21 protein-coding genes and 1 riboswitch are annotated in these 26,571 nt (G+C 72.0%); of the genes, 11 read left to right on the top strand and 10 right to left on the bottom strand.

All coding sequences use genetic code 11. The features are described 5' to 3' along the window. Positions 1-10 precede the first annotated feature (10 nt). The gene (locus tag ABTX18_RS33165) at positions 11-2,221 is read right to left on the bottom strand and encodes a HelD family protein (protein WP_352126582.1); all 2,211 of its coding nucleotides are present in this window, start codon (positions 2,219-2,221) and stop codon (positions 11-13) included. Positions 2,222-2,616: 395 nt separating this feature from the next. Between ABTX18_RS33165 and ABTX18_RS33160 the strand changes: the two genes are divergently transcribed. From ABTX18_RS33160 to ABTX18_RS33150, 3 genes are all read left to right on the top strand, one after another. Continuing rightward, positions 2,617-3,018 (top strand): VOC family protein, encoded by a 402-nt coding sequence (locus ABTX18_RS33160; protein WP_352126581.1) that lies wholly within the window; start codon positions 2,617-2,619, stop codon positions 3,016-3,018. 137 nt (positions 3,019-3,155) lie between these two features. Then, positions 3,156-3,725, top strand: coding sequence for a PadR family transcriptional regulator (locus ABTX18_RS33155; protein WP_352126516.1), 570 nt, complete (start codon positions 3,156-3,158; stop codon positions 3,723-3,725). Further along, a complete protein-coding gene (locus ABTX18_RS33150; RefSeq protein WP_352126515.1) occupies positions 3,712-4,494 on the top strand; it encodes an SGNH/GDSL hydrolase family protein in 783 nt (260 codons plus the stop codon). Before ABTX18_RS33155 ends, ABTX18_RS33150 begins: the two co-directional genes overlap by 14 nt. Before the next feature lie 80 nt (positions 4,495-4,574). Here ABTX18_RS33150 and ABTX18_RS33145 read toward each other — a convergent pair whose 3' ends face one another. After that, positions 4,575-5,636, bottom strand: coding sequence for a YncE family protein (locus tag ABTX18_RS33145; RefSeq protein WP_352126514.1), 1,062 nt, complete (start codon positions 5,634-5,636; stop codon positions 4,575-4,577). A gap of 184 nt (positions 5,637-5,820) precedes the next feature. Here ABTX18_RS33145 and fes point away from each other — a divergent pair, with 184 nt between their 5' ends. Then, positions 5,821-7,089: an enterochelin esterase gene (gene fes, locus ABTX18_RS33140; RefSeq protein ID WP_352126513.1), complete on the top strand. Its 1,269-nt coding sequence runs from the start codon at positions 5,821-5,823 to the stop codon at positions 7,087-7,089. A 69-nt stretch (positions 7,090-7,158) separates the two neighbouring features. Here fes and ABTX18_RS33135 read toward each other — a convergent pair whose 3' ends face one another. From ABTX18_RS33135 to ABTX18_RS33105, 7 genes are all read right to left on the bottom strand, one after another. Continuing rightward, positions 7,159-11,091, bottom strand: a complete 3,933-nt coding sequence (locus tag ABTX18_RS33135) for a non-ribosomal peptide synthetase (RefSeq protein ID WP_352126512.1) — start codon at positions 11,089-11,091, stop codon at positions 7,159-7,161. Continuing rightward, positions 11,088-11,315: a phosphopantetheine-binding protein gene (locus tag ABTX18_RS33130; RefSeq protein ID WP_352126511.1), complete on the bottom strand. Its 228-nt coding sequence runs from the start codon at positions 11,313-11,315 to the stop codon at positions 11,088-11,090. Before ABTX18_RS33130 ends, ABTX18_RS33135 begins: the two co-directional genes overlap by 4 nt. A gap of 4 nt (positions 11,316-11,319) precedes the next feature. Next, positions 11,320-11,952 (bottom strand): isochorismatase family protein, encoded by a 633-nt coding sequence (locus ABTX18_RS33125; protein ID WP_352126510.1) that lies wholly within the window; start codon positions 11,950-11,952, stop codon positions 11,320-11,322. A gap of 63 nt (positions 11,953-12,015) precedes the next feature. Further along, positions 12,016-13,671: a (2,3-dihydroxybenzoyl)adenylate synthase gene (locus ABTX18_RS33120; RefSeq protein ID WP_352126509.1), complete on the bottom strand. Its 1,656-nt coding sequence runs from the start codon at positions 13,669-13,671 to the stop codon at positions 12,016-12,018. Next, on the bottom strand, positions 13,668-14,885 hold the full coding sequence (locus ABTX18_RS33115) for an isochorismate synthase (protein WP_352126508.1): 1,218 nt from the start codon (positions 14,883-14,885) through the stop codon (positions 13,668-13,670). Before ABTX18_RS33115 ends, ABTX18_RS33120 begins: the two co-directional genes overlap by 4 nt. 64 nt (positions 14,886-14,949) lie before the next feature. Continuing rightward, positions 14,950-15,738, bottom strand: coding sequence for a 2,3-dihydro-2,3-dihydroxybenzoate dehydrogenase (locus tag ABTX18_RS33110; protein WP_352126507.1), 789 nt, complete (start codon positions 15,736-15,738; stop codon positions 14,950-14,952). Beyond that, positions 15,735-16,730, bottom strand: a complete 996-nt coding sequence (locus ABTX18_RS33105; protein WP_352126506.1) for an ABC transporter substrate-binding protein — start codon at positions 16,728-16,730, stop codon at positions 15,735-15,737. The genes ABTX18_RS33110 and ABTX18_RS33105 overlap by 4 nt, the downstream gene beginning before the upstream one ends. A gap of 159 nt (positions 16,731-16,889) precedes the next feature. Between ABTX18_RS33105 and ABTX18_RS33100 the strand changes: the two genes are divergently transcribed. From ABTX18_RS33100 to ABTX18_RS33070, 7 genes are all read left to right on the top strand, one after another. After that, entirely contained in the window at positions 16,890-17,972 is a 1,083-nt protein-coding gene (locus ABTX18_RS33100; protein ID WP_352126505.1) for a FecCD family ABC transporter permease, read from the top strand. An 80-nt stretch (positions 17,973-18,052) separates the two neighbouring features. Continuing rightward, the gene (locus tag ABTX18_RS33095) at positions 18,053-19,102 is read left to right on the top strand and encodes a FecCD family ABC transporter permease (RefSeq protein WP_352126504.1); all 1,050 of its coding nucleotides are present in this window, start codon (positions 18,053-18,055) and stop codon (positions 19,100-19,102) included. Positions 19,103-19,109: 7 nt separating this feature from the next. After that, the gene (locus ABTX18_RS33090; RefSeq protein ID WP_352126503.1) at positions 19,110-19,943 is read left to right on the top strand and encodes an ABC transporter ATP-binding protein; all 834 of its coding nucleotides are present in this window, start codon (positions 19,110-19,112) and stop codon (positions 19,941-19,943) included. Positions 19,944-20,240: 297 nt separating this feature from the next. Next, a riboswitch (cyclic di-AMP (ydaO/yuaA leader) is annotated at positions 20,241-20,425 on the top strand. Positions 20,426-20,428: 3 nt separating this feature from the next. Then, complete coding sequence (locus tag ABTX18_RS33085; protein WP_352126502.1) at positions 20,429-21,322, top strand: LysM peptidoglycan-binding domain-containing protein; 894 nt, start codon at positions 20,429-20,431, stop codon at positions 21,320-21,322. 195 nt (positions 21,323-21,517) lie between these two features. After that, entirely contained in the window at positions 21,518-23,011 is a 1,494-nt protein-coding gene (locus ABTX18_RS33080) for an FG-GAP repeat protein (protein WP_352126501.1), read from the top strand. Between the two features lie 110 nt (positions 23,012-23,121). Then, positions 23,122-24,201, top strand: a complete 1,080-nt coding sequence (locus ABTX18_RS33075) for an NAD(P)H-dependent amine dehydrogenase family protein (RefSeq protein ID WP_352126500.1) — start codon at positions 23,122-23,124, stop codon at positions 24,199-24,201. After that, positions 24,198-24,677: a carboxymuconolactone decarboxylase family protein gene (locus ABTX18_RS33070; protein ID WP_352126499.1), complete on the top strand. Its 480-nt coding sequence runs from the start codon at positions 24,198-24,200 to the stop codon at positions 24,675-24,677. Before ABTX18_RS33075 ends, ABTX18_RS33070 begins: the two co-directional genes overlap by 4 nt. A gap of 93 nt (positions 24,678-24,770) precedes the next feature. Here the strand turns inward: ABTX18_RS33070 and ABTX18_RS33065 are convergent, their stop codons facing one another. Continuing rightward, on the bottom strand, positions 24,771-26,354 hold the full coding sequence (locus tag ABTX18_RS33065; protein WP_503061253.1) for a GMC oxidoreductase: 1,584 nt from the start codon (positions 26,352-26,354) through the stop codon (positions 24,771-24,773). Positions 26,355-26,571 lie beyond the last annotated feature (217 nt).

The following is a 26,571-nucleotide window of genomic DNA, read 5'->3' as shown; positions in this document are numbered from 1 at the left end:
CCGGACGGGCTCAGCGCAGCGCCTCGGGCAGCTCCTCCCGGTGGATGACGCCCAGACGCTGTGTGGCCCGGGTCAGCGCCACGTACAGATCACTGGTCCCGAACAGCGCGGGCTCCACGACCAGCACATGGTCGAACTCGAGACCCTTCGCCTGCCGCGGATCGAGCAGTACCACCGGGTGGGTCAGATCCGGCTCGGCGCCGGCCGTGACTCCGGTCAGGGGAGCGGCGATCTCGTCGTGGAGCGCCCGCGGCGCGATCACCGCGAGGCGCCCCTCCTCGGGCGTCAGCTCCACGACCGCGCGGGCCACCGCGCCCGCCAGGTCGTCACCGGACGCCCGCAGCCACGGCGCCTCGCCCGTCGACCGCACCGAGGCGGGCGGCTCGAACGAGGGGTCGTGGGCGCGCAGCACCCTGGCGGCCAGCTCCATGATCTCCGCGGGCGTACGGTAGTTGACCTTCAGCGCGACATGGTCGAAGCGGTCACCGACGTACGGCTGAAGGATCTTCTCCCACGAACCGACGCCGGCCTCCTCCGAGGTCTGCGCGGGGTCGCCGACCAGGGTCATCGACCGGGTCGGCGAGCGGCGCATCAGCAGTCTCCACGCCATCGGCGACAGCTCCTGCGCCTCGTCGACGATGATGTGCCCGAACGCCCAGGTGCGGTCGGCGGCGGCACGCTCGGCCGCACTGCGGTGATCGGCCTCCTCGTGCCGCTCCGCCATCCGCTCCGCGTCGACGATGTCGTGGGCGGCGAGCACCTCGGACTCCTCGTCCTCGAACTCGAACGACTCCGAGCCCCTGGACAGCTCCAGCACGCCCTGCGCGTACGCGATCCGCTCCTGGCGCTCGGCCTCCTCCGCCGCACGCTCGGCGCTGTCGTCGGCCCCGAGCAGCTCCGCCGCCTCGTCGAGCAGCGGCACGTCGGCGGGTGTCCAGCGCCCGTCGCCGGGTGCGCGCCGGATCGCCTCGGCGTCCTCGGCCGGTACGTACACGGGGTCGGCCAGGTAGTCACCGAGGAACCCCTGCGGGGTGAGCGGCGGCCACAGCTCGTCGATGGCGCCGTGCACCGCCGCGCTGACGGCGACCGCCTTGCCGAGCTGGGCGATGTCGTCGGGGCCCAGGAAGTTGGGGCCGCCGTACGGGTCGGCCCCGATGCGCTCGGTGAGCTGCGCGGTGAGGGCGTCGATGATCCGGAACGCGAAGTGCGGGCGGGCGAGATTGTGGGGCAGCAGGGTGTCGCGGGCCGCCTGCCGGGCCTCGTAGGCGATCTCCCAGTCGAGGATCAGGTCCCCGTCGTCGTGCGCGATGACCAGCGGTGCACCGGGCTCCGGCAGCAGCTGCCGGTCGCGCACGGCCATGGCGAGCGCCTCCGCCATCGGCTCACCGCCCTTGACCGCGGCGGCGCGAGGCGTGTCCGTGCCGTCGGCGTGGACCCCGGGGAACAGCTCGGCCTGGGTGGCGAGCAGCACGCCGGTCTCGCCCAGCGCGGGCAGCACCTCGCCGATGTAGCTCAGGAAGGCCGGGTTGGGGCCCACGATCAGGACGGCGCGCTTGGCGAGCAGCTCGCGGTGCTCGTACAGCAGGAACGCCGCGCGGTGCAGCGCCACCGCCGTCTTGCCGGTGCCGGGACCGCCCTCGACGACGAGCACGCTGCGGTGCGGGGCACGGATGATGCGGTCCTGTTCCGCCTGGATGGTGCGCACGATGTCGCCCATGCGACCGGTGCGGGCGGAGTTCACGGCGGCGAGCAGCACCGTGTCGCCGGCCGGGTCCTCGAAGCCGGTGCGCTCATGGTCGCCCACGTCGAGGGTCTCGTCGTGCAGCTCGGTGACGGTGCGGCCCTCGGTGGTGAGGTGCCGGCGCCGCCGCAGCCCCATGGGCGTGTGGCCGGTGGCGAGGTAGAAGGGGCGGGCGACCGGCGCACGCCAGTCGATCAGCAACGGCGTATGCGCGGCGTCGTCCTCACGGATTCCGATGCGGCCGATGTGGTGCGCGGCGCCGTCGGTGAGATCGATGCGGCCGAAACACAGAGAGCCGTCCACCGCGTTCAGGGCGGCCAGCAGTCCCGAGCGTTCGGAGACGAGCACATCGCGCTCCAAGCGCGCCTGCAGACCGGTCCCGACCGGCGTCAGCGCGTCCTCGACGCGCCGAGCCGCGACCCCGCGCAGCGCGTCGACACGGTCGTAGAGCCGGTCGATGAATTCCTGCTCCATCTGCAATTCGGCGCTTTCCCGAGTTGACAACATTGCTCCCTGACGGATATGGTGTTTCTTAGTGGCCCCCGTTGTGGGGCCTTTTCTGTGAGCGCACAGAAACACTCAATATACTCGGGAGAATCCCCGGTCCGCAATTGTGGACCGGGGATTTCTTGTTGTCGGCAGGCTTCCCGTGGTGGCCAGGGGTCGCGAACCGGCTGGGCCGGCCGGCCCAGCCGGTCACGCTGTCAGACGGAGGCCGGGGGCGCCGTGGTGCTGCCGCGGCCGTGAGACACCGGCCCGAAACCGCTCGACAGCCGGACGGCATCGCTCCTATGCTCGCAGGCGGACATCGCGTGTCGGTCACCGGCTGGGTGAGGCATGGAGGTGTCCGGGAGATGCCTTCGGAGGCATTCCACTTGCCCGTCGAACTGAATCACACCATCGTCCACGCCCGGTCCAACCGGGAATCCGCCGAGTTCCTGGCCCGTCTTCTGGATCTCGAAGTCGGCACGGCGTGGGGCCCGTTCATCCCGGTCTCGCTGAGCAACGGCGTCACGCTGGACTTCGCCACCATTCCGGCCGAATCGATCACCCCGCAGCACTACGCCTTCCTCATCGGCGACGCCGACTTCGATGACGCGCTGCGGCGCATCCGGGCGGAGGGGATCACCTACTACGCCGATCCGCACCTCGAGCAGCCGGGCGAGATCAACCACCACCACGGCGGACGGGGACTCTACTTCCTGGATCCCGCAGGCCACGGCATGGAAATCATCACGCGCCCCTACGGAAGTCACCCAGTGACATCCGCGGAGTGACGCCCGCGGAGCCGTAGTCCCGGCCCCCGTCCGCCTCCCGTCGTGTACTCAAAGAGTTGAGTAGTCATATTCTTGAGTACGATGCCACGTGGCCGGTGCCGCGGGGTTCCGGCGAGAAGAGGGAGGGGGCTGCTTCGATGGCCCTGCGACATGCCGTGCTGGCGGCGCTGCTGGACGGCGAGTACAGCGGGTATCAACTGGCGAAGGCGTTCGACGTCGGCGTCGCGAACTTCTGGCACGCCCTGCCCCAGCAGCTGTACACCGAGCTGGCCAAGCTGGAGAAGGAAGGCCTGGTGGAGGGCCGGCAGGTGATCCAGGAGACCCGGCCCAACAAACGTGTCTTCCAGGTCACCGACGCCGGCCGCGACGAGCTGGAGAAGTTCGCCGCGGCCCCGTCCAAGCCGTCGTTCATCCGCGACGACCTGCTGGTCAAGGTCCAGTCCGCCGACCGCATCGGCACCGCTCAGGTCATCGAACAGCTCGACGAGCGCGTGGCCGCGGCGGACGCGAAGATCGGGCTCCTCGACGACCTGCTGCGCAGGATGCGGGGGGACGCGGACGAGGACGAGTTCCTGCGCCACGGCGACCGGATCGGTCCCTATCTGACGTGCCTGCGCGGCGTGGCCTTCGAGAAGGAACACCGGGACTGGTGCCTGCGGATCGCGGCAGTGCTGAGGGAGAGGCAGTCGACTCGTGCGGAAGGGTGAATACCTGCGTTACGTCGCCCTGGGTGACAGCCAGACCGAAGGGATCGGTGACGGGGACGACATCATCGGCCTGCGAGGCTGGGCCGACCGGCTCGCCGAGCACCTCGCCACCGTCAACCCGGGTCTCCAGTACGCCAATCTGGCGGTACGGGGACGGGTCGCCGGACAGGTCCGCGCCGAGCAGCTGGGCCCCGCGCTGGCCCTGCGGCCCGATCTGGCCACCGTCGTCGCCGGGGTCAACGACTTGCTCCGGCCGCGGGTCGACGTCGCGGAGGTGGCCGGGCAACTGGAGGAGATGTTCGCCGCGCTCACGGCCGCCGGGGCACAGGTGGCGACGTTGACCATCCCCGACGTGGGGAAGATCGCGCCCCTCGCCCGGCCTGTGAGATCCCGGGTGTCGGAGCTCAACACCCTCATCCGGGCCGCGGCCGCCCGCCACGGCGTCGTGATCGCCGAGATCGCCCTTCACGCCGTCGCCACCGACCCACGCCTGTGGAGCGTCGACCGGCTCCACGCGAGCTCTCTCGGCCACGCGCGGATCGCCGCGGCCGTCGCCGAGGCCATCGGTCTGCCGCGGAGCGACGACACGTGGACGCACCCGCTCCCGGCCAAAGTGCTGCCCAGCGGCCTGCAGGCCGCAGGTGCCGAACTGCGCTGGGCAGCGGCTTTCCTCGGCCCCTGGCTGGGACGCCGCCTGCGCGGCCGGTCGTCGGGAGACGGACGCACCGCCAAGCGCCCGGACCTGCTGCCCTGGAGCGCCGGTATGTGACCGCCGGGTGGGCCGCCGAAAAGGACCCGGCCCGCCGCGCGACGCGGCGGGCCGGGCCCTTTTCGGCGGGTGCCGAGAGGTCAGCGTGCGAGGCGGATGCGGTGCAGCTGGTCCTTGCCGTCGGCGCCCGCGCCGGACTTGTCGACGACGTACGCGATGTCGCCGGCGACCTCGATGTGGTTGGGGTTGGCGCCGGTGGCCACGGTCTCCACGACGCCGCCCTTGCGGGGGTCGACGACCGAGACGGTGGCGTCCGTGCGGTTGACGACGAGCACGCGGCCCGAGCGGCCGTCCGTGGCGACGGACAGCGGACCCCGGCCGGTGGCCACGGACTTGGTGACGAGGCCCTTGCGGAGGTCCACGACCGACACGTCCCCGCCGGTCTGGTTGGCGGTGTAGGCGGTGCGGCCGTCCCTGGACAGGGCAACCGATATCGGGCCGTCGCCCGCGGGGATGAGGCGCGGGGTGGTGGAGCGCGCGGCGACCTGGATGATCTGGTCGTTGGTGAGGTCGGCGGCGTACACGGTGCCGGAGCGCTCGTCGACGGCCAGACCGGTGGGGCCCGCACCCGTGACGGTGACCCGCTTCTTCTCCTTGAGGGTGCGGCTGTCGAAGGCGACGAGCGTGCCGTCACCGAACGCGCTCGCCCACACGGTGTTGTGGCGCTCGTCGACGACGATCTCACGGGCGTGGTTCACGCCAGGGAGCGTGGCGAGGTGCTCGCCGGTGCGCTGGCTGTAGACGGCGACCGAGTTGTTGCGGGTGTTGGTGGTCCAGACGGTGTTGTGCTCGTCGTCGACCGCCACCCCGTAGACCGCCTCCACCGCGCCGGTGGCCGGGTCGGTGACCGGCGGTGCGTAGGTGGCCTTCACCTCGAGGGTCCGCGGGTCCACCTTCGTCAGCGCGGAGTTCGTCACCGGCGGCCGGCCCACAGCGGAGGCGGTCCACAGGACGTGGTTCCGCTCCGAGTAGGAGGACTGGTAGAGCCCCTTGGTGACCGGCGCGGTGGTGACGGCCGAAACGGCCGGCCGGGCCTGGGCGGTCGCGGTGCCCGTCAGTGCCGCGGTGCTGCCTGCGGCGAGCACGACGGCGACGGCCGCACAGGTGCCGGTGCGACGCGGGCTGCGGGTGGGTGAGCTCATGCTGGGGTCAACTCCCTGAAGGTGGTGCACGGGGATCCGCACATCTGCAACACAACTTAGCTTAGCCTTACCTAAGTAACGGCCTTTCAGGTGTGTGATCCGGATTACGCCGCCCCTGGCTCGGCAGCCGCAAAGGTAAGGTGACCCTAAGTCAATTGCTCGTCCCGTCATTCGGAGCCTCCCCATGATCACGTCCGTGCCGCCCCAGGACGCCCCGCAGCGACCGCCCAGGACGGCACGGCCGGATCCGCCGGCCCGACTCGCCGAACCCGTCTGCGCCCTCCCCGGCGCGGACGGCACCGAGGAGTTCTGGGCCCGGATCGCCCAATCCGGCACCCCGCTCGTCGGGCCGGACCCCCTGGGCGGCGACGACCATGCCGCCGTGACGTTCCTCTGGCGCGGAGCCCCCGGCACCCGTGCCGTTCAGGTGCTGCCCAACAAGCTCGGCGACCCCCGGGCCCCCGAGGGCAACCTGATGGAGCATGTTGCGGGCACCGATGTGTGGCACTGGACGCTGAGACTGCGGCACGACTGGCGGGGCACGTACGACTTCTACGTCGACGAGGGCGACGGCCCCGGACCGGAGAGCGCCGACTACTGGCAGCGGCTGCGCGCCCGGCGGCGTCACGATCCGCTGAACCGCCGTTCGCTGCCCCGTCGCTGGGGCGGCGACCCGGTGTCGTACGCCGAACTCCCGGCCGCCCCGAGCGCTCGGGACTGGGCGCCGCGGACGGGAATCCCCCGCGGCGAGGTGTCCGTCCACGACGTTGCCTCCGAACGCCTCGGCGGGAGCCGCCGCGTGTGGACGTACCAGCCGGCCGGAGCGCGCGGGGCGACGGACCTGCCGGTGCTCGTCCTTCTGGACGGAGAGCACTGGCAGCCGCACCTCGGACTCGCCCATCTGCTGGACAACCTCATCGCCGACGGGCGGATCCCCCCGCTGGTGGCCCTGCTCCCGGACTCCGTCGACGTGGCCACCCGCTGGTCGGACCTCGCCTGCAGCCGGGACTTCGTCGCGTTCCTCGAGGACGAACTGCTGCCCTGGGCCGCCGCACGTCTCCCCGTCACGGACGACCCCGCGCGCACCGTCGTCGCGGGCCAGAGCCTGGGCGGGCTCACCGCCGCCTATGCCGCCCTCGTCGCTCCCGGCCGCTTCGGCAACGCCCTGGCGCAGTCCGGCTCGTTCTGGTGGCCGGACGGCCCGGACGCCGAATGGCTCACCGCGCGGATCGCCGAGTCCCCACGCCTGCCGGTGCGCTTCTGGCTCTCCTTCGGCGAGCAGGAATGGGTGGCCCTGCCCGCTGCGCGCCGACTGCGCGACACGCTCGCGTCCGCGGGCTACGAGGACGCCGTCTACCGGGAGTTCAACGGCGGGCACGACTACCTCTGCTGGCGTACGGAGCTGGCGGACGGCCTGGTCGGTCTGCTGTCCCGGGCCGCCGCCTCCAGCTGACCGGCGGAGGGGCCGGCCGCCGCCCCCGCTGACCGGCGGAGGGCGCCGGTCAGCGGGGAACCGGAACGGTCAATCGTCCAGTTCCTTCAGCCGGGCCGCGAGCACCTCGCCGATGGTGTCGAGGAAGCGGTCCTGCATCAACTGCGGGTGCGTGGCGTCCAGATTGTGGTTCACGACCGCGCCCGACACATGCGCGCGCCATGCCTCGCGGGTGAGCCAGTCCTCCGCCCGCGGCGCGGCCGCGGTGAAGAACAGCAGGTCGCCCGCGTAGCCCCGGTGTATGTGCTCACGCATCATGCGGGCGTGGTTGGGCACGATGTCGACGATCTTCGACAGTGTCCGGTCCCCGAGCCCGGCGAGAGGACTGCCCGCCCGGCGCAGCGTGGCCAGCACGTCCTCACGGGTGCGTTCGCCGGTGCGCTCGAATCCCGCCATGCGCAGCACCGCCGTGAGGGCGTCGCCCTCCTCCGGCGCCGGCCGCTCCCGCCACTGCTCGGCGGGGAACGCGTCCAGCAGCGCCAGGAGTTCGACCTCCTCGCCGCTCTCCTGGAGCAGCACCGCCACGGTGTGCGCGAGCACCCCGCCCACCGACCAGCCCAGCAGACGGTACGGGCCCTGCCCCTGCACCTCCCGGATGCGCTGGACGTAGTCGGCCGCCTCGTCCTCCAGGGTCCTCGGCAACGGTTCCTCGCGGACCAGGCCGCGTGCCTGGATGCCGTACACCGGCTGATCGGGGCCCAGCCGGGCGGCCAGCCCGGCGTAGCACCAGGCGATGCCGCCCGCCGGATGGATGGCGAACAGCGGGGCCCGCGCGCTCCCCCCGCGCAGCCGCAACACGACATCCAGAGCGTCCCCGGACGCGGGCTCCGTACCCGCGCCGTCGATCCGGGCGGCGAGCGCCGCCGGGGTCGACGCCTCGAACAGCGAACCGATCGTCAGCTCGGCGCCGAACTCCTCCCGCACCCGGGCCACGAGCCGGACCGCGAGCAGCGAGGTGCCGCCGAGGTCGAAGAACGCGTCGTCGGGTCCCACCGAGTCCGCTCCGAGCACCTCCGCGAACAGCAGCGCCAGGGCCTCCTCACGGACACTCATCGGCCGGTCACCGCCGCCGCCGGCGAAGACGGGGGCGGGCAGTTCGCGGCGGTCCAGCTTTCCGCTGGGGCTCAGCGGGAAGGCGTCGAGCGCGACCACCGCCGACGGCACCATGTGTTCCGGGAGTCGGCGCGCCAGTGCGGCCCGTACGGCCGAGGGGTCGGCGGATCCCGTCACGTACCCGACGAGCCGCTGCTCGCCGGGCCGGTCCTCGCGCACCAGGGCGCAGGCCCCGTCCACCTGCGCCACGGCCGCCAGCGCGGCCTCGATCTCACCGAGCTCGATGCGCTGCCCGCGCAGTTTGACCTGGTGGTCCGTGCGGCCGAGGTACTCGACCTCGCCCCGCTCGGTCCAGCGGGCCAGGTCACCCGTGCGGTACATCCGCTGCCCCGGGGCACCGAAGGGATCGGCGAGGAATCGCGAGGCGGTCAGGTCCGGGCGGTTCAGATAACCGTCCGCGAGCTGCCGGCCCGCGAGGTACAGCTCGCCCGGCACCCCCGGCGGACAGGGCCGCAGCGCGGCGTCCAGTACGTACAGCCGGGTGTTCCACACGGGCTGCCCGATCGGCACGGGCCCGGTGTCGTGTGCGGCGCACGCGTGGAAGCTGACGTCCACGGCCGCTTCCGTCGGGCCGTACAGATTGTGCAGCTCGACGTGCGGCAGCCCGCGGCCGAAGGCGTGCGCGGTCTCCCGGGGCAGCGCCTCCCCGCTGCAGAAAACGCGGCGCAGCCCGCCGCACGCCCCGGGGTCCGCCTCCGCGAGGAAGACCTGGAGCATCGAGGGCACGAAGTGACAGGTGGTGACGGCCTGTTCGCGGATCAGCCGGGCCAGATAGGCGGGGTCCTTGTGGCCGCCCGGCTCCGCGACGACCAGCGCCGCGCCCTCGCGCAGCGGCCAGAAGAACTCCCACACGGACACGTCGAACGACGAGGGCGTCTTCTGCAGCACCCGGTCGTCCGCCGTCAGCCCGTAGGCGTCCTGCATCCACCGCAGCCGGTTGTCGATCGCGCCGTGCGACACGACGACACCCTTGGGGCGGCCGGTGGATCCCGAGGTGTAGATGACGTACGCCGGATGTGCGGGCGTCAGCGGGCGCGACGGGTCGCACCACGGGTACCCGGAGACGTCGAGGCCGTCCAGGACGACCCGCGCCGTCCCCGCGTCGTCGGCGAGGCGGTCCGCACGGTCGGTGACCACACAGACGGGCGCCGCGTCCCGCAGCATGTACGTGATCCGCTCCGCCGGGTACTCCGGGTCGAGCGGCAGATACGCGGCTCCCGCCTTCAGTACGGCGAGCAGCGAGACGATCAGCTCCACGGAGCGCGGAACCGCCACCGCCACCACGGCCCCCGGCCGGGCGCCGAGCGTCCGCAGGTGCCGGGCCAGGCGGTTGGCACGGGTGTTCAGCTGCGCGTACGTGAGCGAGACGTCCCCGTACACGAGCGCGGTCGCGTCCGGGGTGCGGGCGGCCTGCGCCTCGATCGGGCCGATCAGTGTCGTCGGCGGCAGCGCGCGGACCGTCCGGTTGAACTCCTCGACCACCAGGGCCTGTTCGGCGGGTGTCGCGATCCCGTGCGCGGACAGCGAGGTGTGCGGGTCCGCCGAGGTCAGCCGTTCCACGAGGTGCAGGAACCGCTCCTGGTGGGCGGCGAGTGCGCCCTCGTCGTACAGGGCCGGATTTCCGTCGTGGTCGACGCGCAGCCCGCGGCCGTCCGCGCGGTCGTAGATGTTGACCGTCAGATCGTCCACCGGCCCCGCGGACAGATTGCGGGCCCGGGCCGGCGCGCCCGCGAAGTCCACGTCGTAGTCGAAGGGCATCACGTTCACGAGGGGCCCGACCAGGCCGCGGCTCTCGCCGAGCAGCCGCAGGTCGCGGCGGATGTCCTCGTAGCGGTAACGCTGATGGCGGCGGACCGCGCGGACACCCAGCACGACCTGTCGCACGAGTTCCGCGAAGCTCGCGCCGGGGGAGACGGTCAGCCGCAGCGGCAGGACGTTCATCACCATGCCCGGCACGCGCAGGGCGACCGATCCCACTCGCCCCATCATGGGCAGCCCGAGCACCACCTCCGCGCGGGCGGTGGCCCGAGCGGTGTAGAGGGCCTGTGCGGCGATCAGCACCTCCGGCCAGGTCGCGCGCAGGTGCGTCGCGAGATCCCGGACCCGTTGCGTGGCGTCCGGACCGAGGTGGGCGGTGCGGCGCAGGAACGTACGCGAGGGCAGTGCGCCCCGGCCCGCGAGACGCGGCGCCTCGGGCCGGTCGGCGAAGGCCTCGGACCAGTGGGCGCGGTCCGCCGCGAACGCCTCCGACGACCGGTAGTCGGCGTCCTGCGCGACGAGGTCGGTGAGCGTTGCGAACGTACGGGGCCCGGGCTCGAAGCCCCGGGCGAGCGCCGTGTACACCTCGGCTGTGCGCCGCACGAGCAGCGAGTAGCCGAAGCCGTCCATGACGAGGTGATGGATCCGCTGGTACCAGAGCCAGCGTTCCTCTCCGACGCGCAAGAGCGCGTGCCGGAACAACGGTCCGGCGCCCAGGTCGCAGGGTTCGCCGAGGTCGGCGCGCATCCACGCCTCCGCCTGCCGGTCAGGATCGGGCGCCTCCCGGAGATCGTGCACGGTGAGCGGCAGGCCCACCGACGCCGCGACGAACTGGCGAGGCCCCTTCGGCCCGTCCTCGATCCGGACGCGCAGCGCGTCCGTCTCGGCGATGACCCGGCGCAGCGCCGCGGCGAACACGTCCGGGTCGAGCGGTCCGTCGATCTCCAGGCACTCCGCGGTGTTCTGCGCGGGACTGAGCGGGTCGAGGGACTGCGCGTACCACATGCCCGACTGGGCGGCCGTCAACGGCAGTACGGTGCCGGATCCGTCCGGAGCAGCGGTGGCGACGGTGTCGGGGAGCAGGACCGTCATGAGACCCCCAGCAGCGTGGCCCAGGCCTCGACGGAGGGCTGTTCGGCGAGATCCGCGAAGTCGGCCCGCACGCCGTGGTCACGGCGCCACCCGCCGAGCAGCGCCATGATGCGGACCGAGTCGAGCCCGTAGTCGAGGAGGTTCTCGTCGACGGGGATGTCCGCCGGGTCCTCGCCCAGGGACTCGGCGACGTCGGTGCGGATCTGTTCCAGGGTGAGGGACACGGTGTCAGATCTCCTTCAGAAGGGCGTCGGTGGTGGTCACGACCGCACAGCGGCCCGCCGCCCAGCGCAGCGCCATGTCGTGGTCCTCGCGCGAGAAGTCGGCGACGGCGTCGGCCACCACGAACGCCTGGATGTCCCGCATCCACGCGTCGGCCGCGCTCATGAGCACCCCGATGTGCGCGTACACCCCGGTGATCACGAGCTGGTCGCGGCCCGGCTCCCGTATCAGGGACTCCAGTTCCGTACGGGCGAAGGCGCTGTACTTCCACTTGGTGAGCACCGTGTCACCGGCGGCCGGTGCGACGGACTCCGGCATGGCGAGGGCCTCCGCGTCGTCGGCCGCGCCGGGGCCCCAGAAGTCGAGCTGGAGCCCCCGCTCCTCGGCGGTCTGACCGCCGCGCTGCGCCGAGTAGATCACCGGCACGCCGGCCGCGCGGCACGCCTCGATGATGCGGGCCGTGTTGCCGAGCATGCCGGTCAGCGGCTGTTCACCGGCGGGGTACGCGCCGAGGAAGTGGTTCTGGAGGTCGTGGACGAGGAGGACGGCGCGCGCCGGGTCGACGGTCCACGCGACCCGGTTCTCGGGGAGGTCGTCCGGGCGGGGCAGGGGATAGGGGGTGATGGCGGGGAGTGCCATGGGAGGGGCCTTTCAGTGCCGCGCGGAGCGGACTCGGTGCTGTTCGGCAGGGGTGTCGGCGGCTCAGGCCGCGGGGCCGGTGGCGGCGCCCGAGCCGGGAGAGGTTCCGGTGCGCAGGCCCTTCTTGCTGACCTTGCCGATTCCGGTCTGCGGAAAGGCGTCGACGAACTCGACGAGGTCGGGAACCTTGTACGCGGCGACTCCGCGCTCGCGCACGTGCCGCTTCACCGCGAGGGGCCTGAGCGGTCCGGCGCCGTCGCGCAGGATCACGTACGCGAGCGTGCGCTCGCCCAGGAACGCGTCGGCGACGCCGACGACCGACACGTCGTGCACGGACGGATGGGCGAGGATGATGTTCTCGATCTCCTCCGGCGCGACCTTCTCGCCGCCCCGGTTGATCTGGTCCTTCGCCCGCCCCTCGACGACGAGACTGCCGTTCGCGGTACGGCGCACGATGTCGCCCGTGCGGTAGAAGCCGTCCTCGGTGAAGGCCGTCCGGTTGTGTTCGGGGGCGCGCCAGTAGCCGCGGATCGTGTACGGGCCACGGGTCAACAGATGCCCGAACTCTCCCTCGGCGACGTCCTGTCCGGCATCGTCCATGATGCGGATCTCGTCGTCCTCGGAGATCGGCCGGCCCTGCGTGGTGACCACGGTCTCCGGGTCGTCGTCCAGCCGGGTGTAGTTGACGAGGCCCTCGGCCATCCCGAAGACCTGCATGAGCCGGCAGCCAAGCGCGGGCTCCAGCCGGCGGGCCGCCGCCTCGCTGTACTTGGCGCCCCCGACGAGGACCAGCTCCAGACTGGAAAGGTCGTGCCCGGTGTCCGCGGCGGCCTCGGTCCACACCAGGGCCAGCGGCGGCACCATCCCCGTCATGGTGATCCGCTCCTGCTCGACGAGCGCGAACGCCGTCGCCGGATCGGGCCGCGGGCACAGGACGACCGTGCCGCCCGCGTACAGCGCACCGAGCCAGCCGGGGGAACTCATCGGGAAGTTGTGCGCGGCCGGCAGGACCACGAGGAAGCGGGTGTCCGCGTCGACGCCGCAGATCTCGTTGGAGCCGCGCAGCGAGTAGATGTAGTCGTCGTGGGTGCGCGGAATGAGTTTGGGGACGCCGGTCGTGCCGCCCGACAGCTGGAGGAACGCCAGGTCGTGCGGCTCGGGCCCGGCGAGCGGGCCGGACTCCTCGCACGGCACGTCGGACAGCGCGGTGTGCTCGCCCGGGTCGCCGACGACGAACACGTGCTCCAGGCCCGGAGTCCGCGCCTTCACCGTCGTCGCCAGCTCACGGTGGTCGAAGCCGGCGTGCCGGTCGGGGATCACGTAGGCGACGGCCTCGGTGAACGAGCAGAAGTAGCCGATCTCCGTCTCCCGGTGGGCGGGCAGCGCGAAGACGGGCAGCGCCCCGATCCGGAAGAGGGCGAAGACGACCTGGATGAACTCCGCGACGTTCGGCAGCTGGACGACGACCCGGTCGCCCTTGGCGATGCCCCGGGCCGCGAACCCCGCCGCCAGCCGGGCCGCGCGCTCGTCCAGCTCGCCGTACGTCCAGGAGCGGCGCCCGTCCGCGGGATCGACGACCGCCACGCGGTCGCCGTGGGCGGCGGCGCGCGCCCGGAGCACGCCCGTGAACGTCTCGCCGCGCCAGTGCCCCGCCGCGCGGTAGCGCTCGGCGAAACCGGCGGGCCAGGTGGGTGCGTCGTCGTGCGGGGCGGCGTTCACAGCGTGGCCCCCACGGCGTCGAGGAAGGTACGGAACTTGGCACCGGTCTCCGCGGTCTCCGCCTCGGGCGAGGAGGCGGCCACCACGCCCGCACCGGCGAACAGCCGCAGCGAGCGGCCCTCGGCCTCGGCGCAGCGGATCGTCACGACCCACTCCCCGTCCCCGTCGGCGTCCTGCCAGCCGACCATGCCGGTGTACGCGCCGCGGTCGAAGGGCTCCGACTCCGCGATGACGGCACGGGCCTTCTCGGTCGGGGTGCCGCACACCGCGGGCGTGGGGTGCAGCGCCGATGCGAGGTCGAGGGAGGTGGTGCCGGGGTCCGCGAGCGTGCCGGTGACGGTCGTCGACAGGTGCCACATGGCCGCGGTCCGTACGAGCGTGGGACGCTCGGGGACGTCGAGGCGCACGCAGAACGGGGCGAGGGCCTCCCGCACGGCGGCGACGACCACGGCGTGTTCGTGCAGGTCCTTCGGGGACTCCAGCAGCGCGGCCGCCCGCCGCACGTCCTCCGCCAGATCGTCGCTGCGCGGTGCGGAGCCCGCCAGCGGATTGGCGGTGAGTACGTTGCCGGCGCGGGCGACCAGGAGTTCGGGACTGGCGCCTATCAGCGTGCGGCCCGCCCCGCTGGGGACGGCGAAGGTGTAGCCCTTGGGGTCGCGCTGCGCGAGCCGGCGCAGCATGGCGGGCAGATCGAGGTCGTGCGAGGAGGTCAGCTCCAGGGTGCGTGCGAGGACGACCTTGTCGAACTCCCCGGCGCGCATCCGCCGCACCGCTGCGGCGACCGCCGCACTGTACGCGCCGGCCTCGGGAACCTCCCGGGTCTGCCAGGTCCCGGGCTCCGCCGGGGGACCGGGGAGCGCGATGAGCGGGTCCTCGCACAGGGCGTATGCCCGGCGGACGGACTGCGGGACCGCCAAGGAGTGCGGGTCACCGGGGGAGAAGGGCAGCGCGCCCAGGACCATCGGCGCAGGATCCCCGGCCCTGCGCCGGGCATCGAGCACCTCGCGTACCCGGGTCGCCAATGGCCGTTCGTCATGCGGGACTTCGGCCGCGGTGCCGGAGGCGAGCAGGGTCTGCCGCGACGAGGCGAGGAAGCGGTCCGTACCGGGCCGGTAGGCATCCAGCAGTGCGGTGGCCGCGCCGGGTGAGGGGGGAGGGGAGGTGTGGGGGACGGACCGGTGCGGGGCGGTGGGTACACGCAATGAGGCAGACATGTCTTCTGGTCTCCAGTGGGGGAGAGGGTTGCGATCCGCTGTCTTGGTCGCGGGCGGGGGTGATTCAGGCCCGCAGCGTGGCGCCGCCGTCGACGTACAGGTCGTGCAGCGTGATGTGGCGGGCGCGGTCGGACACGAGGAAGGCGACGGCGTCGGCGATGTCGGACGGGTCGGCGATGCGGCCGAGCGGAATGCCGGTGCGGTAGCTCGCCCCGTCCCCGTCGATGACGCGCCGGGCGGCGGCGTCCTCGTCGCCGGCCTGCCACATGCCGCGCTGCATGTCGGTGAGTGTCGAACCGGGGGACACGGTGTTGCAGCGGATGCCCAGCGGCGCCAGTTCGAGGCCGAGACACTTGGTGAACATGACGGCCGCCGCCTTCGAGGCCGCGTACGCGGCCATGTTGGTGCGGGGGATACCCGCGGCGTTGGACGCGACCGTGACGATGCTGCCCGTTCCCCGTGCGGCCATCCGGCGCGATACGGCCCGCGAGACGTGGAAGACCCCGTTGGTGTTGACGGCGAACGTGGCCGCCCAGTCCTCGTCCGTCAGCTCGGCGACCGACGAACTGCGCAGTATTCCGGCGACGTTGACCGCGATGTCCAGCGGGCCGAGCGTGTCCTCGGCCTGCGCGACGAGCGCCTCGACGGCTGCGGCGTCGGTGACGTCGAGCGTGCGGGCCGTCACGTGCCCGGCGTATTTTCCGGCGAGTGCGGTGACGCCGTCCGGGGCCACGTCGGTGGCCAGGACGCGGGCGCCGCGTTCGACGAGGGCGTGCACCACGGCTTCGCCGATCCCGCGGCCCGCCCCCGTCACGAGGGCGAGCCGGCCGGCGAGTTCCGGGACGGGATTCACTTGACCATGGCCTTGCGGATGTCGTCGAGCACCGAGACGGCCGCCTGCGCACCGCCCAGGCTCGTCCACTTGGTGCCGTCGATGACGGTCGACTGACCGCTGCTCACCGCCTTGAGCTGCTTGTACGCCGGCTTCCCGGACAGCTCACCCACGAGGGCCTGGTCCGATCCGGTGGAGGTGAGGGTGCCGATGAAGAGCCAGTCCCCGTCGATCTCCTTGAGGTTCTCGTCGCTGATCGGCGTGGAGTGGCCCTCCCCCTTCTCGTTCTGGATGCCGGGACGGGTGAAGTCCAGGTCCTTGAGGACGTCGCTGATGAACACGCCCTGCTGCATGACGGCCGAGCCCTTGGCCGAGTAGCGGGCGACGGACACGCTCTTGCCCGCCTGTGCGCCCAGGTCCTTCTTCAGGGCGGCGGCCCGGGTGGCGTAGTCGGTGAGGAACGCCTCGGCCTTGTTCGCGCGGCCGAGTGCCTTGCCGGTGAGGGTGAGCGCCTTCTTCCAGTCCTTGGTGCCGTCGATCGTGACGACCGTGGGCGCGATCTTGCGCAGTTGCTGGAGGACCTGTGCGTCGGCGAGCTGACCGGCGAGGATCACATCGGGCTTCGCCTGGACGACCTTTTCGATGTCGGGGCCGGTGACCGCACCCACCACGGGGATGCCCTTCGCCTGGCCGGCGAGGTAGCCGGGGGCGCCCTTCTGGCCGCGGCCGGCGGTCAGGCCCACCGGCTTCACGCCCAGCGCGAGAGCCGCGTCCAGGTCCATCTCGCTGAGGACCACCACGCGTTCCGGCGTCGCGGGGACCTTCACCGACGTGCCGGTCGCGTCCGTCACCTGAGTCCCCTTCGGGGCCTTGGAGGCGCCTGCGCCGTCGGAGCCCTCCGATGCCTCGGAGGATCCGCAGGCGGTCAGCGCCAGGGCGCAGACGCCGATCAGCGAGGCCGCCAGAGCGGGGCGGACGAGGCCGCGGGAAGAGAAGGTCGAAAGCGGGGCCATGGCCTGGAGTCTCCGTTGTGTTCGAGTGATGAGGCCGGTACGGGCGGGAATCCCGCCGTACCGAAGAGGACCGGGCAAGGCGATTGACGCCGTTTCAGGGCATGGGGGAGCCCGGGGCTCCCCACCGGCCGCCCGGTGCACTTAGGTTAGGCTAACCATATGTCGATCGTGCAAGTGGGACGGCCCGCAACCGGGTCCCGCCCCACCGGAATCCCGCCACGGGAAGGGCGCGCGCCCCTGTGGGCGGCCACCGGTCTCGTACTCCTGCTGCCCGCCCTCGTCCTGCTGTCCCTGCTCATCGGCACCGGGTCCAGCTCGGTGGGCGGCGCCTGGGACTACCTCACCGGTGACCCCGCCGCCCGCGCGGACGCGCAACTGCGCCTGGCCGTCGTGGACGTACGCCTGCCGCGCACGCTCGCCGCGGTCCTGGTCGGAGCGTGCCTGGGAACGGCCGGATGTCTCCTGCAGGCAGCGACGCGCAACCCCCTGGCCGAGACGGGGCTGCTCGGGGTCAACTCCGGAGCCGCCTTCGCCGTGGTGCTGGGTCTCACCTTCTTCGGGGCTGACTCACCCGCCTCGCTGCTGGTGTGGGCGCTGGCCGGAGGCATGGTCGCGAGCGCCGCCGTCCTCCTGTTCGCCGCTTCGGGGCGCGGCGGCGGATCCCCGCTGCGGCTCGTCCTGGCCGGATCGGCGCTCGGCGCCACCTTCCACGGCCTCACCTCGTACGTCCTGCTGGGCACTCAGTCGACCTTCGACACCTACCGCTACTGGACGATCGGCTCGCTCGCCGGCATCGAGGTCTCCGACCTGCTGCCCCTCCTGCCGCTGATCGCGGTGGGCCTGCTCACCGCGCTCGGCTGCGCCCGCCCGCTGGCGGCGCTCGGCCTCGGGGACGACGGCGCCCGCTCGCTCGGCCACCATCCCGGCCGCATCCGGCTCGTCGTGGCGGGCGCCGTCTCGCTGCTCGCCGGCTGCGCCGTCGCCGTGGCCGGGCCCATCGCCTTCCTGGGACTCTTCGCGCCCTACGCCGCCCGGGCCCTGGCCGGAGCGCGGATGGCCGCCGGTCTCGTCCTGTCCGCCCTGATCGCGGCCGACATCATGATCCTCGCGGACATCCTCGCGCGGATCGTCATCCGGCCCTGGGAGACCCCGGTCAGCGTGCTGCTCGCCTTCGTCGGCGGCCCCCTGCTCGTGTGGATCGCCCGCTCCTCCCGGCTGTCCACGGCGGGAGTCCCGGCATGACGGACGTAACCGAGGCTGCTCCCGGCGGGACTTCCCGCATGACTGACGTGACCCCAACTGTCCATGGCGGCAGTCCCCGCATGACGGACGTGACCCCGCCCGACAGCGTCGTGCTCCGCACCGGAACGCTGTCCTGGCTCCTGCCGAGGCGCAGCGTGCTGGCCGCCGCGCTGCTCCTCCCCCTGCTGGCTCTCCTCATCACCCTGGCGGTGATGGCGAGTTCGTCCGGAATGAGCCTGTCGCAGACCCTCTCCGGACTCCTCGGAACGGGCGACGCGGGCACCGTCATGATCGTGCGCGACTTCCGGCTGCCCCGCATCTTCACCGGTCTGCTGGTCGGCGCCGCACTCGGCATCGCGGGCTGCCTCACCCAGACCCTGGCCGGCAACCGGCTCGCCACACCGGACCTGGTCGGCGTCAACGAGGGCGCCACCGCCGCCGTGGTCGCGGCCGCCGCGGGGTCCGCCACCGGCATGGTCGGCAACTGGTGGCTCGGGCCGATCGGCGCCGTGGCCGCGGCCGTTCTGGTCGTCCTGTGCGCCGGAGGGGCGGGCAGCGCGGGCTACCGGCTGCTGGTCGCCGGGATCGGCGTCTCCACCTTCATCGGCGCGGTGAGCGACCTGATCATGTCGCGCGAGAACGACAACACGGCGGGCGGAGTGTTCCTCTGGGCCGTCGGCAGCCTCAACGGGCGTGACTGGGACGCCGGTGTACCGCTGGGGGGCGTACTGCTGTTCCTCGTCCCCCTCGCGCTGGCGGCCGGGCACCGCCTCCAACTGCTGCGCCTCGGCGACGAGGTGGCCGCCTCCCTCGGCGTCGACCTGGGCCGGGTACGTACCGTCGCGCTCGTCCTCGCCGTGCTGCTGGCCGGCACGGCGGTCGGTGTCGGCGGCCCCATCGCCTTCGTGGCCCTCGCGGCGCCCATCCTCGCCCAGCGGCTGACCGGCCCCACCCGTGTCCCGGTCACCGGCTCGGCGCTGACCGGAGCCGCGCTGATCGCCGCGGCCGACGCGATCGGACGCGTCGCCGCTCCGGTCGAGCTTCCCGTCGGGGTCGTCACCAGCGTCCTCGGCGGCCCCTTCCTCCTGTGGGTACTGCTGCGGCCCGACCCGGCCGCCGGAAAGGCGTGAGCCGCACATGACCGAGCATCCGACCGGCACGAAGGCGGGCCTCGAAGTATCCGGCCTGCACGCCGGATACCCGGGCCGTCCCGTCGTCGAGGACGTCTCCCTCTCCGTCCCCGCCGGACAGGTCGTCGCGATCGTCGGTCCCAACGGCTGCGGGAAGTCGACCCTGCTGCGGACCGTCGCCCGCCTCCACCGGCCCGCGTCCGGCACGGTCCTGATCGGCGGGACGGACATCTGGGAGACCGGCCGGCGCCGGGCCGCCCACCATGTCGCCCTGCTGCCGCAGTCGCCGCGGGCCCCCGAGGCGGTCACCGTGGCCGGCCTCGTGCGCTACGGCCGCAGCCCGCATCAGGGGCTGCTGCGCCAGTGGTCGCGCGAGGACGAGCAGGCGGTACGCGACGCGCTCGAGGCCACCGGCACGACAGCCCTGGCCGCCGAGCGCGTCGACCGGCTGTCCGGCGGCCAGCGCCAGCGCTGCTGGCTCGCGATGGTCCTGGCCCAGCAGACCCCGGTAGTCCTGCTCGACGAACCGACCAGCGCCCTCGACCTCGGGCACGCCGTCGAGGTCCTGGAACTCGTCCGCGAGGTCGCGGCTGCCGGCCGCACCGTCGTCATGGTCCAGCACGACCTCGCCGCCGCGGCCCGATACGCCGACCTGCTCGTCGCCATGAAGGGCGGCCGGGTCATCGCCCGGGGCGCCCCCCGCGAGACGGTCGACCAGGCCCTGGTGAAGGAGCTGTACGCGATCGATGCCGACGTGCTCGCCGCCCCGGGTGACGGATCACCCGTCGTGGTGCCCCGCAGCCGGGCCCACGCGGCCGTGCAACCGACACCGGCTGCGTAATGTCCTGATTGACCGTTTGCTCCGGAAGATCGGGAATGCCCAATGGGGGCCGTGTTTCCGCAGGTCATAGCTGCTGAGTAGCTGACAAATCGCCCCTTTCGGACACAGTGGCCAGCGTCACGTTTCCCGCCCCCGACGCAGAACCGGAAGCGCGGGTTCCCAGTCGCGCCAAGAAAGTTGGCCCGCTCCGGTGTGACCGGCGTCGCACATTTCCTTTGATTGATCTTGCGCGGCAATTGTGATCAGTAATTCCGGGCTTGTTATGCCCTGCCTTTCTCGCTTACGGTCACGGTCAATCCGGACGGAACGCCGAATCCTGCCGCCGTCCGGTAACCCGACCACTCACGTACGGCAGGAGCGGGGGACCCAGGTTTGCCGCCGTTCCGGAATCCGGAGCGGCTAGGGGTGAAGTCGCCATGTGCGGCCGGACATCTCCAGTCCGAACCCGACAGCTCACCTCGCAGGCGGCGGAGAGGAAAAGCGCCATGCCCATCAAGGGTCAGCACCGTCGTTCCAAGTCCACCTCCCTGGCCCGCGGTTTCATCGCCGTGAGCGCTGGTGGAGCCGTTCTCGCGCTCCCCCTGATCGCCGCCGGATCGGCCTCCGCCGCGCCGGCCACGTCGGTCGCCGCCGAAAAGGCCGTAGCCCCGACTTCCGTCGCCGGCAAGGAAATTGCCGTGCAGAAGGCGGAGTCCACCACCTATTCCGTGATCTCCGGCGATTCGCTTTCCAAGATCGCCCGCGGGCATTCCCTCAGCGGCGGCTGGGAGCGGCTGTACAAGGACAACCGCAGCGTGGTCGGCGGCAACCCGGACCTGATTCACCCCGGCCTGAAGCTGACCATTGGCGCCAAGTCCGCAGCCGCCGCCCCCAAGGCCGCGACCAAGAGCGAATTCAAGGCCGAGACCACGTCCGGCAGCGCCTCCCAGCCGTCGGCCGACCGTGCCGAGAGCGCCGACCGCGCCGACCGTTCCGAGCGGACGGCGGCGCCCGTCGCCGAGCAGACCGCCGCGACGACCCCGGCGGAGACCGCCCCCGCGCAGACCGCGACGGCGTACACCGACGACCTCGACGGCTGGATCAAGGAGTCCCTCGCCGTCATGGCCGAGCACGGCATCCCCGGCAGCTACGACGGCATCTACCGCAACGTCATCCGCGAGTCCTCGGGCAACCCGCAGATCGTCAACAACTGGGACTCGAACGCCGCCGCCGGCATCCCGTCCAAGGGCCTGCTCCAGGTCATCCAGCCCACGTTCGACGCGTACCACGTGCCCGGCACCTCGCTGGACATCCTGGACCCGGTCGCCAACATCACCGCCGCGTGCAACTACGCCGCCGACAAGTACGGCTCGATCGACAACGTCTTCGGGGCCTACTGATCCCACCGCGGTCCCGCCTCACGCGGAGCCGTAGAGCAGGGGTGGAAGGGAGCTGAACGGCTCCCTTCCACCCCTTTTGCCATGCCGTACAACCTTTGTGCCACGGTGCCGGTCAAACAGGGCGCCAGGAGGGTAACGGGCTCTTCCCGGCGTCCCCTCCTCTCGCCCGGTCGCCTTTGATCCGAGGAGCCGCTCGTGCGCACCTACCGTTCGGCCGCCGTCGCCGCGGCCTCGTTCCTCCTGATCGCGGGGGCAGCCATCGCCGCGCCCTCCGCCTACGCCGGCACCCCCGGCGGAACGCACGCGAACGACCGCAACACCGATTTCAACGGCGACGGTTACGAGGACGTGCTCACCGGCGCCCCCGGCGGAACCGTCGGCGGCAAGAAAGGCGCGGGCTACGTGACCGTGCAGTACGGCGGGCCGGCGGGCATCGGCACCAGCCGGGGCGCCGTGCTCAGCCAGAACACCACCGGGGTGCCGGGCGCCGCCGAGGCGGGCGACGGCTTCGGCCGCGCCCTGGCCTCCGGCGACCTCGACGGGGACGGGTACGACGACGCGGTCGTCGGCATCCCGGGCGAGAACCTCGAACCGGTGACCGACGCGGGCGGGGTCGTCGTCCTGTGGGGCTCGGCGAAGGGGCTCTCCGGCGCGGTCAGCGACTGGCTGCAGGCGGAGGAGCCCGTCGCCGGCGCCAGGTTCGGCGGCGCGCTCGCCGCGGCGCACTTCAGCCCCGACATCCCCGGCGACCAGCTGGCCGTGACCGACCGCACCGACCTCAGCCTCTACCAGTACGACGCGGCGGCCCGGCGGAAGGCCGCGTCGCCGGCGCCCGACTCGCGCAGCAGCCTCATCCCCGGCACTCCGGGGCGGGAGATCGTGCCCCGGGCGATGACGACCGGCGACTACGACGGCAACGGTCTCGCCGACCTCGTCATCTCCGGCGTCACCATCGGCGAGGAACCGGGACACGGCTGGTCCGCGGTCTTCCTCGGCGAGGTCCAGGGACTCCGCTACGACCACGACCTGCGCGGCGGCCCCGCCGTCGCCTCCGGCGACATCAACAAGGACGGTTACGACGACCTCGTCACCGGGGAGCCCAGCAGCCCCGACGACGGCGGCGAGTCGACGACCGGCGGTGTCGTCGGTGTCTACTACGGCAGCCAGGGAGACGGACCCGTCGGCGCCGAAGGTTCCGGCACCCCGCCCGTGTGGTGGACGCAGGACACTGCGGGCGTCCCCGGAACGGCGGAGGCCGGCGACGGATGGGGCGCCGACCTCTCCGTCGCGGACACCAACGGGGACGGATTCGCGGACGTGGCAGTCGGCGCCCCCGGCGAGGACATCGGCACGGTCGCCGACGCGGGAGCCGTATGGGTCCTGCGGGGTGCGGCCGACGGGCTCACCGCCAACCGCGCCGCGTCCTGGGACCAGAACTCGGTGAACGTGCCGGGCGTGCCCGAGAAGGGTGACCGCTGGGGCGGCCAGGTGCGGCTGACCGATCCCAACAAGGACGGGCGTTTCGGTCTGCTGTCCGCCGCGCCCGGTGAGGACGCCGGCGACGGTGTGGTCTGGGTGTTCTCGGCCGGCTCGGGCGGTGTGACGGCCGCCGGCTCGTGGACCTTCAACGCCGCACCCTTCGGCGGGGCGAAGGCGGGCGCCGGATACGGAACCGCCATCGACGAGTAAGGGCGTCGGCAGAACGGGCCGGGGCGGCCGCGGGACCCGCCCCGGCCCGCTCCGAACCCGGTGCGCGATGGCACTATGAACCTTTCCTCCCGCGCGCTACCCTCCGCCGCATGATTTCCACGGTGGTCTGGGGTACCGGCAATGTCGGCCGCGCGGCCATCCGCGCGGTCGAAGCCCATCCGGCCCTGAAACTCGCGCACGTACTCGTCCACGACCCCGCCAAGGCGGGCCGCGACGCGGGCGCTCTCGCCGGTCTGGACCGCGATCTGGGCGTCGCGGCGACCGACGACATCGACGCGGTGCTGGCCACCGCCCCCCGTGCGGTCGTGTACGCGGCCTCCGGAGACATTCGCCCCGACGAGGCACTGGCCGACATCACCAGGGCGGTGGCCGGCGGCGCCGTCGTCGTCACCCCGGCGCTGTACGCGCTCTACGACCAGCGGGGCGCCCCGCCCGAACTGCGCGAACCGGTGCTCGCCGCCGTCGCCGGCGGTGGCGGCTCGCTCTTCGTCTCCGGCGTCGACCCCGGCTGGGGCAACGACGTACTGCCCCTGCTGATCAGCGGACTCGGCACCACGGTCGACGCGATCCGCTGCCAGGAGATCTTCGACTACTCCACGTACGACCAGCCCGACTCGGTCCGCCACCTGATCGGCATGGGCCACCCCATGGAGTACGAGCCCCTCATGCTCGCGGACTCCGTCCCGACCATGGTGTGGGGCGGCCAGATACGGCTGATGGCGCGGGCCCTGGGCGTGGAACTCGACGACATCCGCGAGACCATGGCCCGGCGGCCGCTCGAGGAGACCGTCACCACCAGGACGATGGGCGACTTCGAGGCCGGCACCCAGGGCGCGGTCCGCTTCGAGGTCCAGGGCATCGTCGAGGGCGAACCCCGCATCGTCATCGAGCACATCACCCGCATCCACCCGTCGTGCGCCCCGGACTGGCCGTCGCCGCCCGACGGCGCCGGCGCCCACCGGATGATCATCGAAGGGCGCCCGCGCATCGAGGTCACCGTCGAGGCCACCGACGAGGGGGAGAACCGCTCGGCGGGCGGCAACGCCACCGCCGTCGGCCGGCTGGTGAACGCCATCGACTGGCTGGTGGACGCCGAACCCGGTCTCTATGACGCCCTCGACATCCCCCTGCGTCCCGCAGCCGGCCGACTGGGAAGGAAGCAGCCGTGATCATCGACATCCCCGAGGGCCAGGAGCCGATCGGCTACGTGTGGGGCGACATGGTCCCCGGCATCGGCATGGCCGCCGCGAACTTCTCCCTCTCCGTGTACGAGCACACGACGCTCGGACTCCGCGAGTTCGAGGCCGCCCGGCTGCGCATCGCGCAGATCAACGGCTGCCTCTTCTGCCTGGACTGGCGCACCGAACGCGACGGCCACAAGGTCGAGGAGGAGTTCGCCGGTGCGGTGAGCGAGTGGCGCACCACGGAGTCGTTCGACGACCGGACCCGGCTGGCGGCCGAGTACGCCGAGCGGTACGCCCTGGACCACCACGGCCTGGACGACGCGTTCTGGGCCCGGATGACCGCGCACTACAGCCAGCACGAGATCGTCGAGCTGAGCATGAGCATCGGCTCCTGGCTGGCGTTCGGGCGGCTCAACCATGTGCTGGGCCTGGACGCCGTCTGCGTTCTGCCGGGGCACTGAACTGGCCGCCGGACGGGCCCGGTTGGTACCCGTGTCCGGTAGGAGGCCTGCCCGTCGTCTCCTACCGGAAGGTCCGCCCCCGCGGATCCGCTGTCACAGGTCGGTGGCGATGATCTTCTCGATGTTCCGTTCGGCGAGTGCCGTGATGGTGACGAACGGATTGACGCTGGTGTTGCCGGGGATCAGCGATCCGTCGATGACGTACAGACCCGTATAGCCATGCAGACGGCCGTAGTTGTCGGTGGCCCGGTCGAGCACCGCGCCGCCGAGCGGGTGGTAGGTGAGGTGGTCGCCCCAGATCTTGTACACCCCGAAGAGGTCGGTCCGGTAGATGGTCCCCTCCTTGGCGTTGATCTTGTCGAAGATCGTTTTCGCCATGTCGATGGAGGGCTGCTTCCAGGCGGTCTGCCAGTCCAGATCGACCTTGCCCGTGGCGGCGTTCCAGGAGAACCGGGCGCGGTGCGGGTTCTTCGTGATCGACAGGTAGAACGAGGCGAAGGTCTCGATCCCGGTCGGCAGCGGTGCGACCTCGGCGAACGCGCCCCCCGCGGCCCAGTTGTCGATGCCGCCGCAGGGGATGCTCGACTGGAGGGCGCCGGTCGCGTCCCACACGTGATTGGCGCGGCCGCACATGACGTTGCCGTTGTCGCCCCAGCCCTTGCCGATCTCGTCGTTCAGTCCGGACAGCGCGCCCGTGGCCTTCAGCCGGGTGAGCAGCTTGCTGGTGCCGACACTGCCCGCGGCGAAGAACACCTTGTCCGCGGTGACCGTCTTGGTGGTCGCGACGCTCCCGTCCGTGCGCAGTGCGTCGATGACGACGGTGTAGCCGCCACCGGCCGCGGGGGCGACCGACGTCACCTGGTGCAGCGGTGAGACGGTGATGTTGCCCGTCGCCGCGGCCTGGGCGAGGTAGGTCTTCTGCAGCGACTTCTTGCCGTAGTTGTTGCCGTAGAGGATCTCACCGTCCAGCGCCGACCTGGGTACGGTGCCGGCCGCCTCCTGCTCCATGTAGTGCCAGTCGTACACATCGGGCACGAAGACGAACGGGAAGCCGGAGCGCTGCGCGTGCTTGCGGCCGACCCGGGCGTACTGGTAGCAGTCCGCGGTCTCGAACCACGCCGGGTCGACGGTGCCGGCCCCGAGCCCGGCGTTGGCTCGCGGGTAGTAGGTCGCGTACATCTCGTCGGCGTTCACGGACGGCAGGATCGCACCGAAGTTCTCCCGCCTGGGCGTCACCGCCATGCCGCCGTTGACCAGCGATCCACCCCCGACGCCGCGCCCCTGGTAGACCGTGATGCCGCTGAAGTCCTCGGCGTCCAGGATGCCCGTGTAGCGCGGGATCGCCTTGTCGATGGGAAAGCCGAGGAAGTTGCTGAGGGGCTGTTTGCTCTTGGTGCGGAGCCAGTATGAACGGCCGTCGGGCTTCGTCGTGTTGGCGAAGATCTTGCCGTCCGCCCCCGGGGTGTCCCAGGCCATCCCCATCTCGACCAGGTGGACGCGGATCCCCGCCCGGGCGAGCCGCAGGGCGGCGACGGACCCTCCGTATCCGGTGCCGATCACCAGAGCCGGGACATGGTCCCCACTGCCGATCACAGCGGCGGCGGTGGTACGCGCCTGAGCGGCGGTGGCGTGACCCGACAGGGCTGCGGCTCCCAGAATGAAACCTGTTCTCGCCATGAATCTGCGACGTGAGACATCGCTCGATCCCTTGGGACGTAAGCTCGAACTCGTCATGTGACGTTCCTCACTGTCAGTCGAATGGGAACGAGTTCTACTGGCGCTTGCATCAGAAGTCACTACATACCTGTGGGTAATTTCCTCCCCGCCCCGGCCGCCCCGCCCCGGCTCCCCGCCCGGGGTGCGGCGCCGGGGTATCGCATGGATGCTGGGAGAG

Source organism: Streptomyces sp. NPDC096323, from assembly GCF_040302845.1.
Classification (GTDB): Bacteria; Actinomycetota; Actinomycetes; order Streptomycetales; family Streptomycetaceae; genus Streptomyces.
The sequence above is the reverse complement of the archived record's forward strand: the minus strand, read 5'-3'. Positions and strand labels throughout refer to the sequence as shown.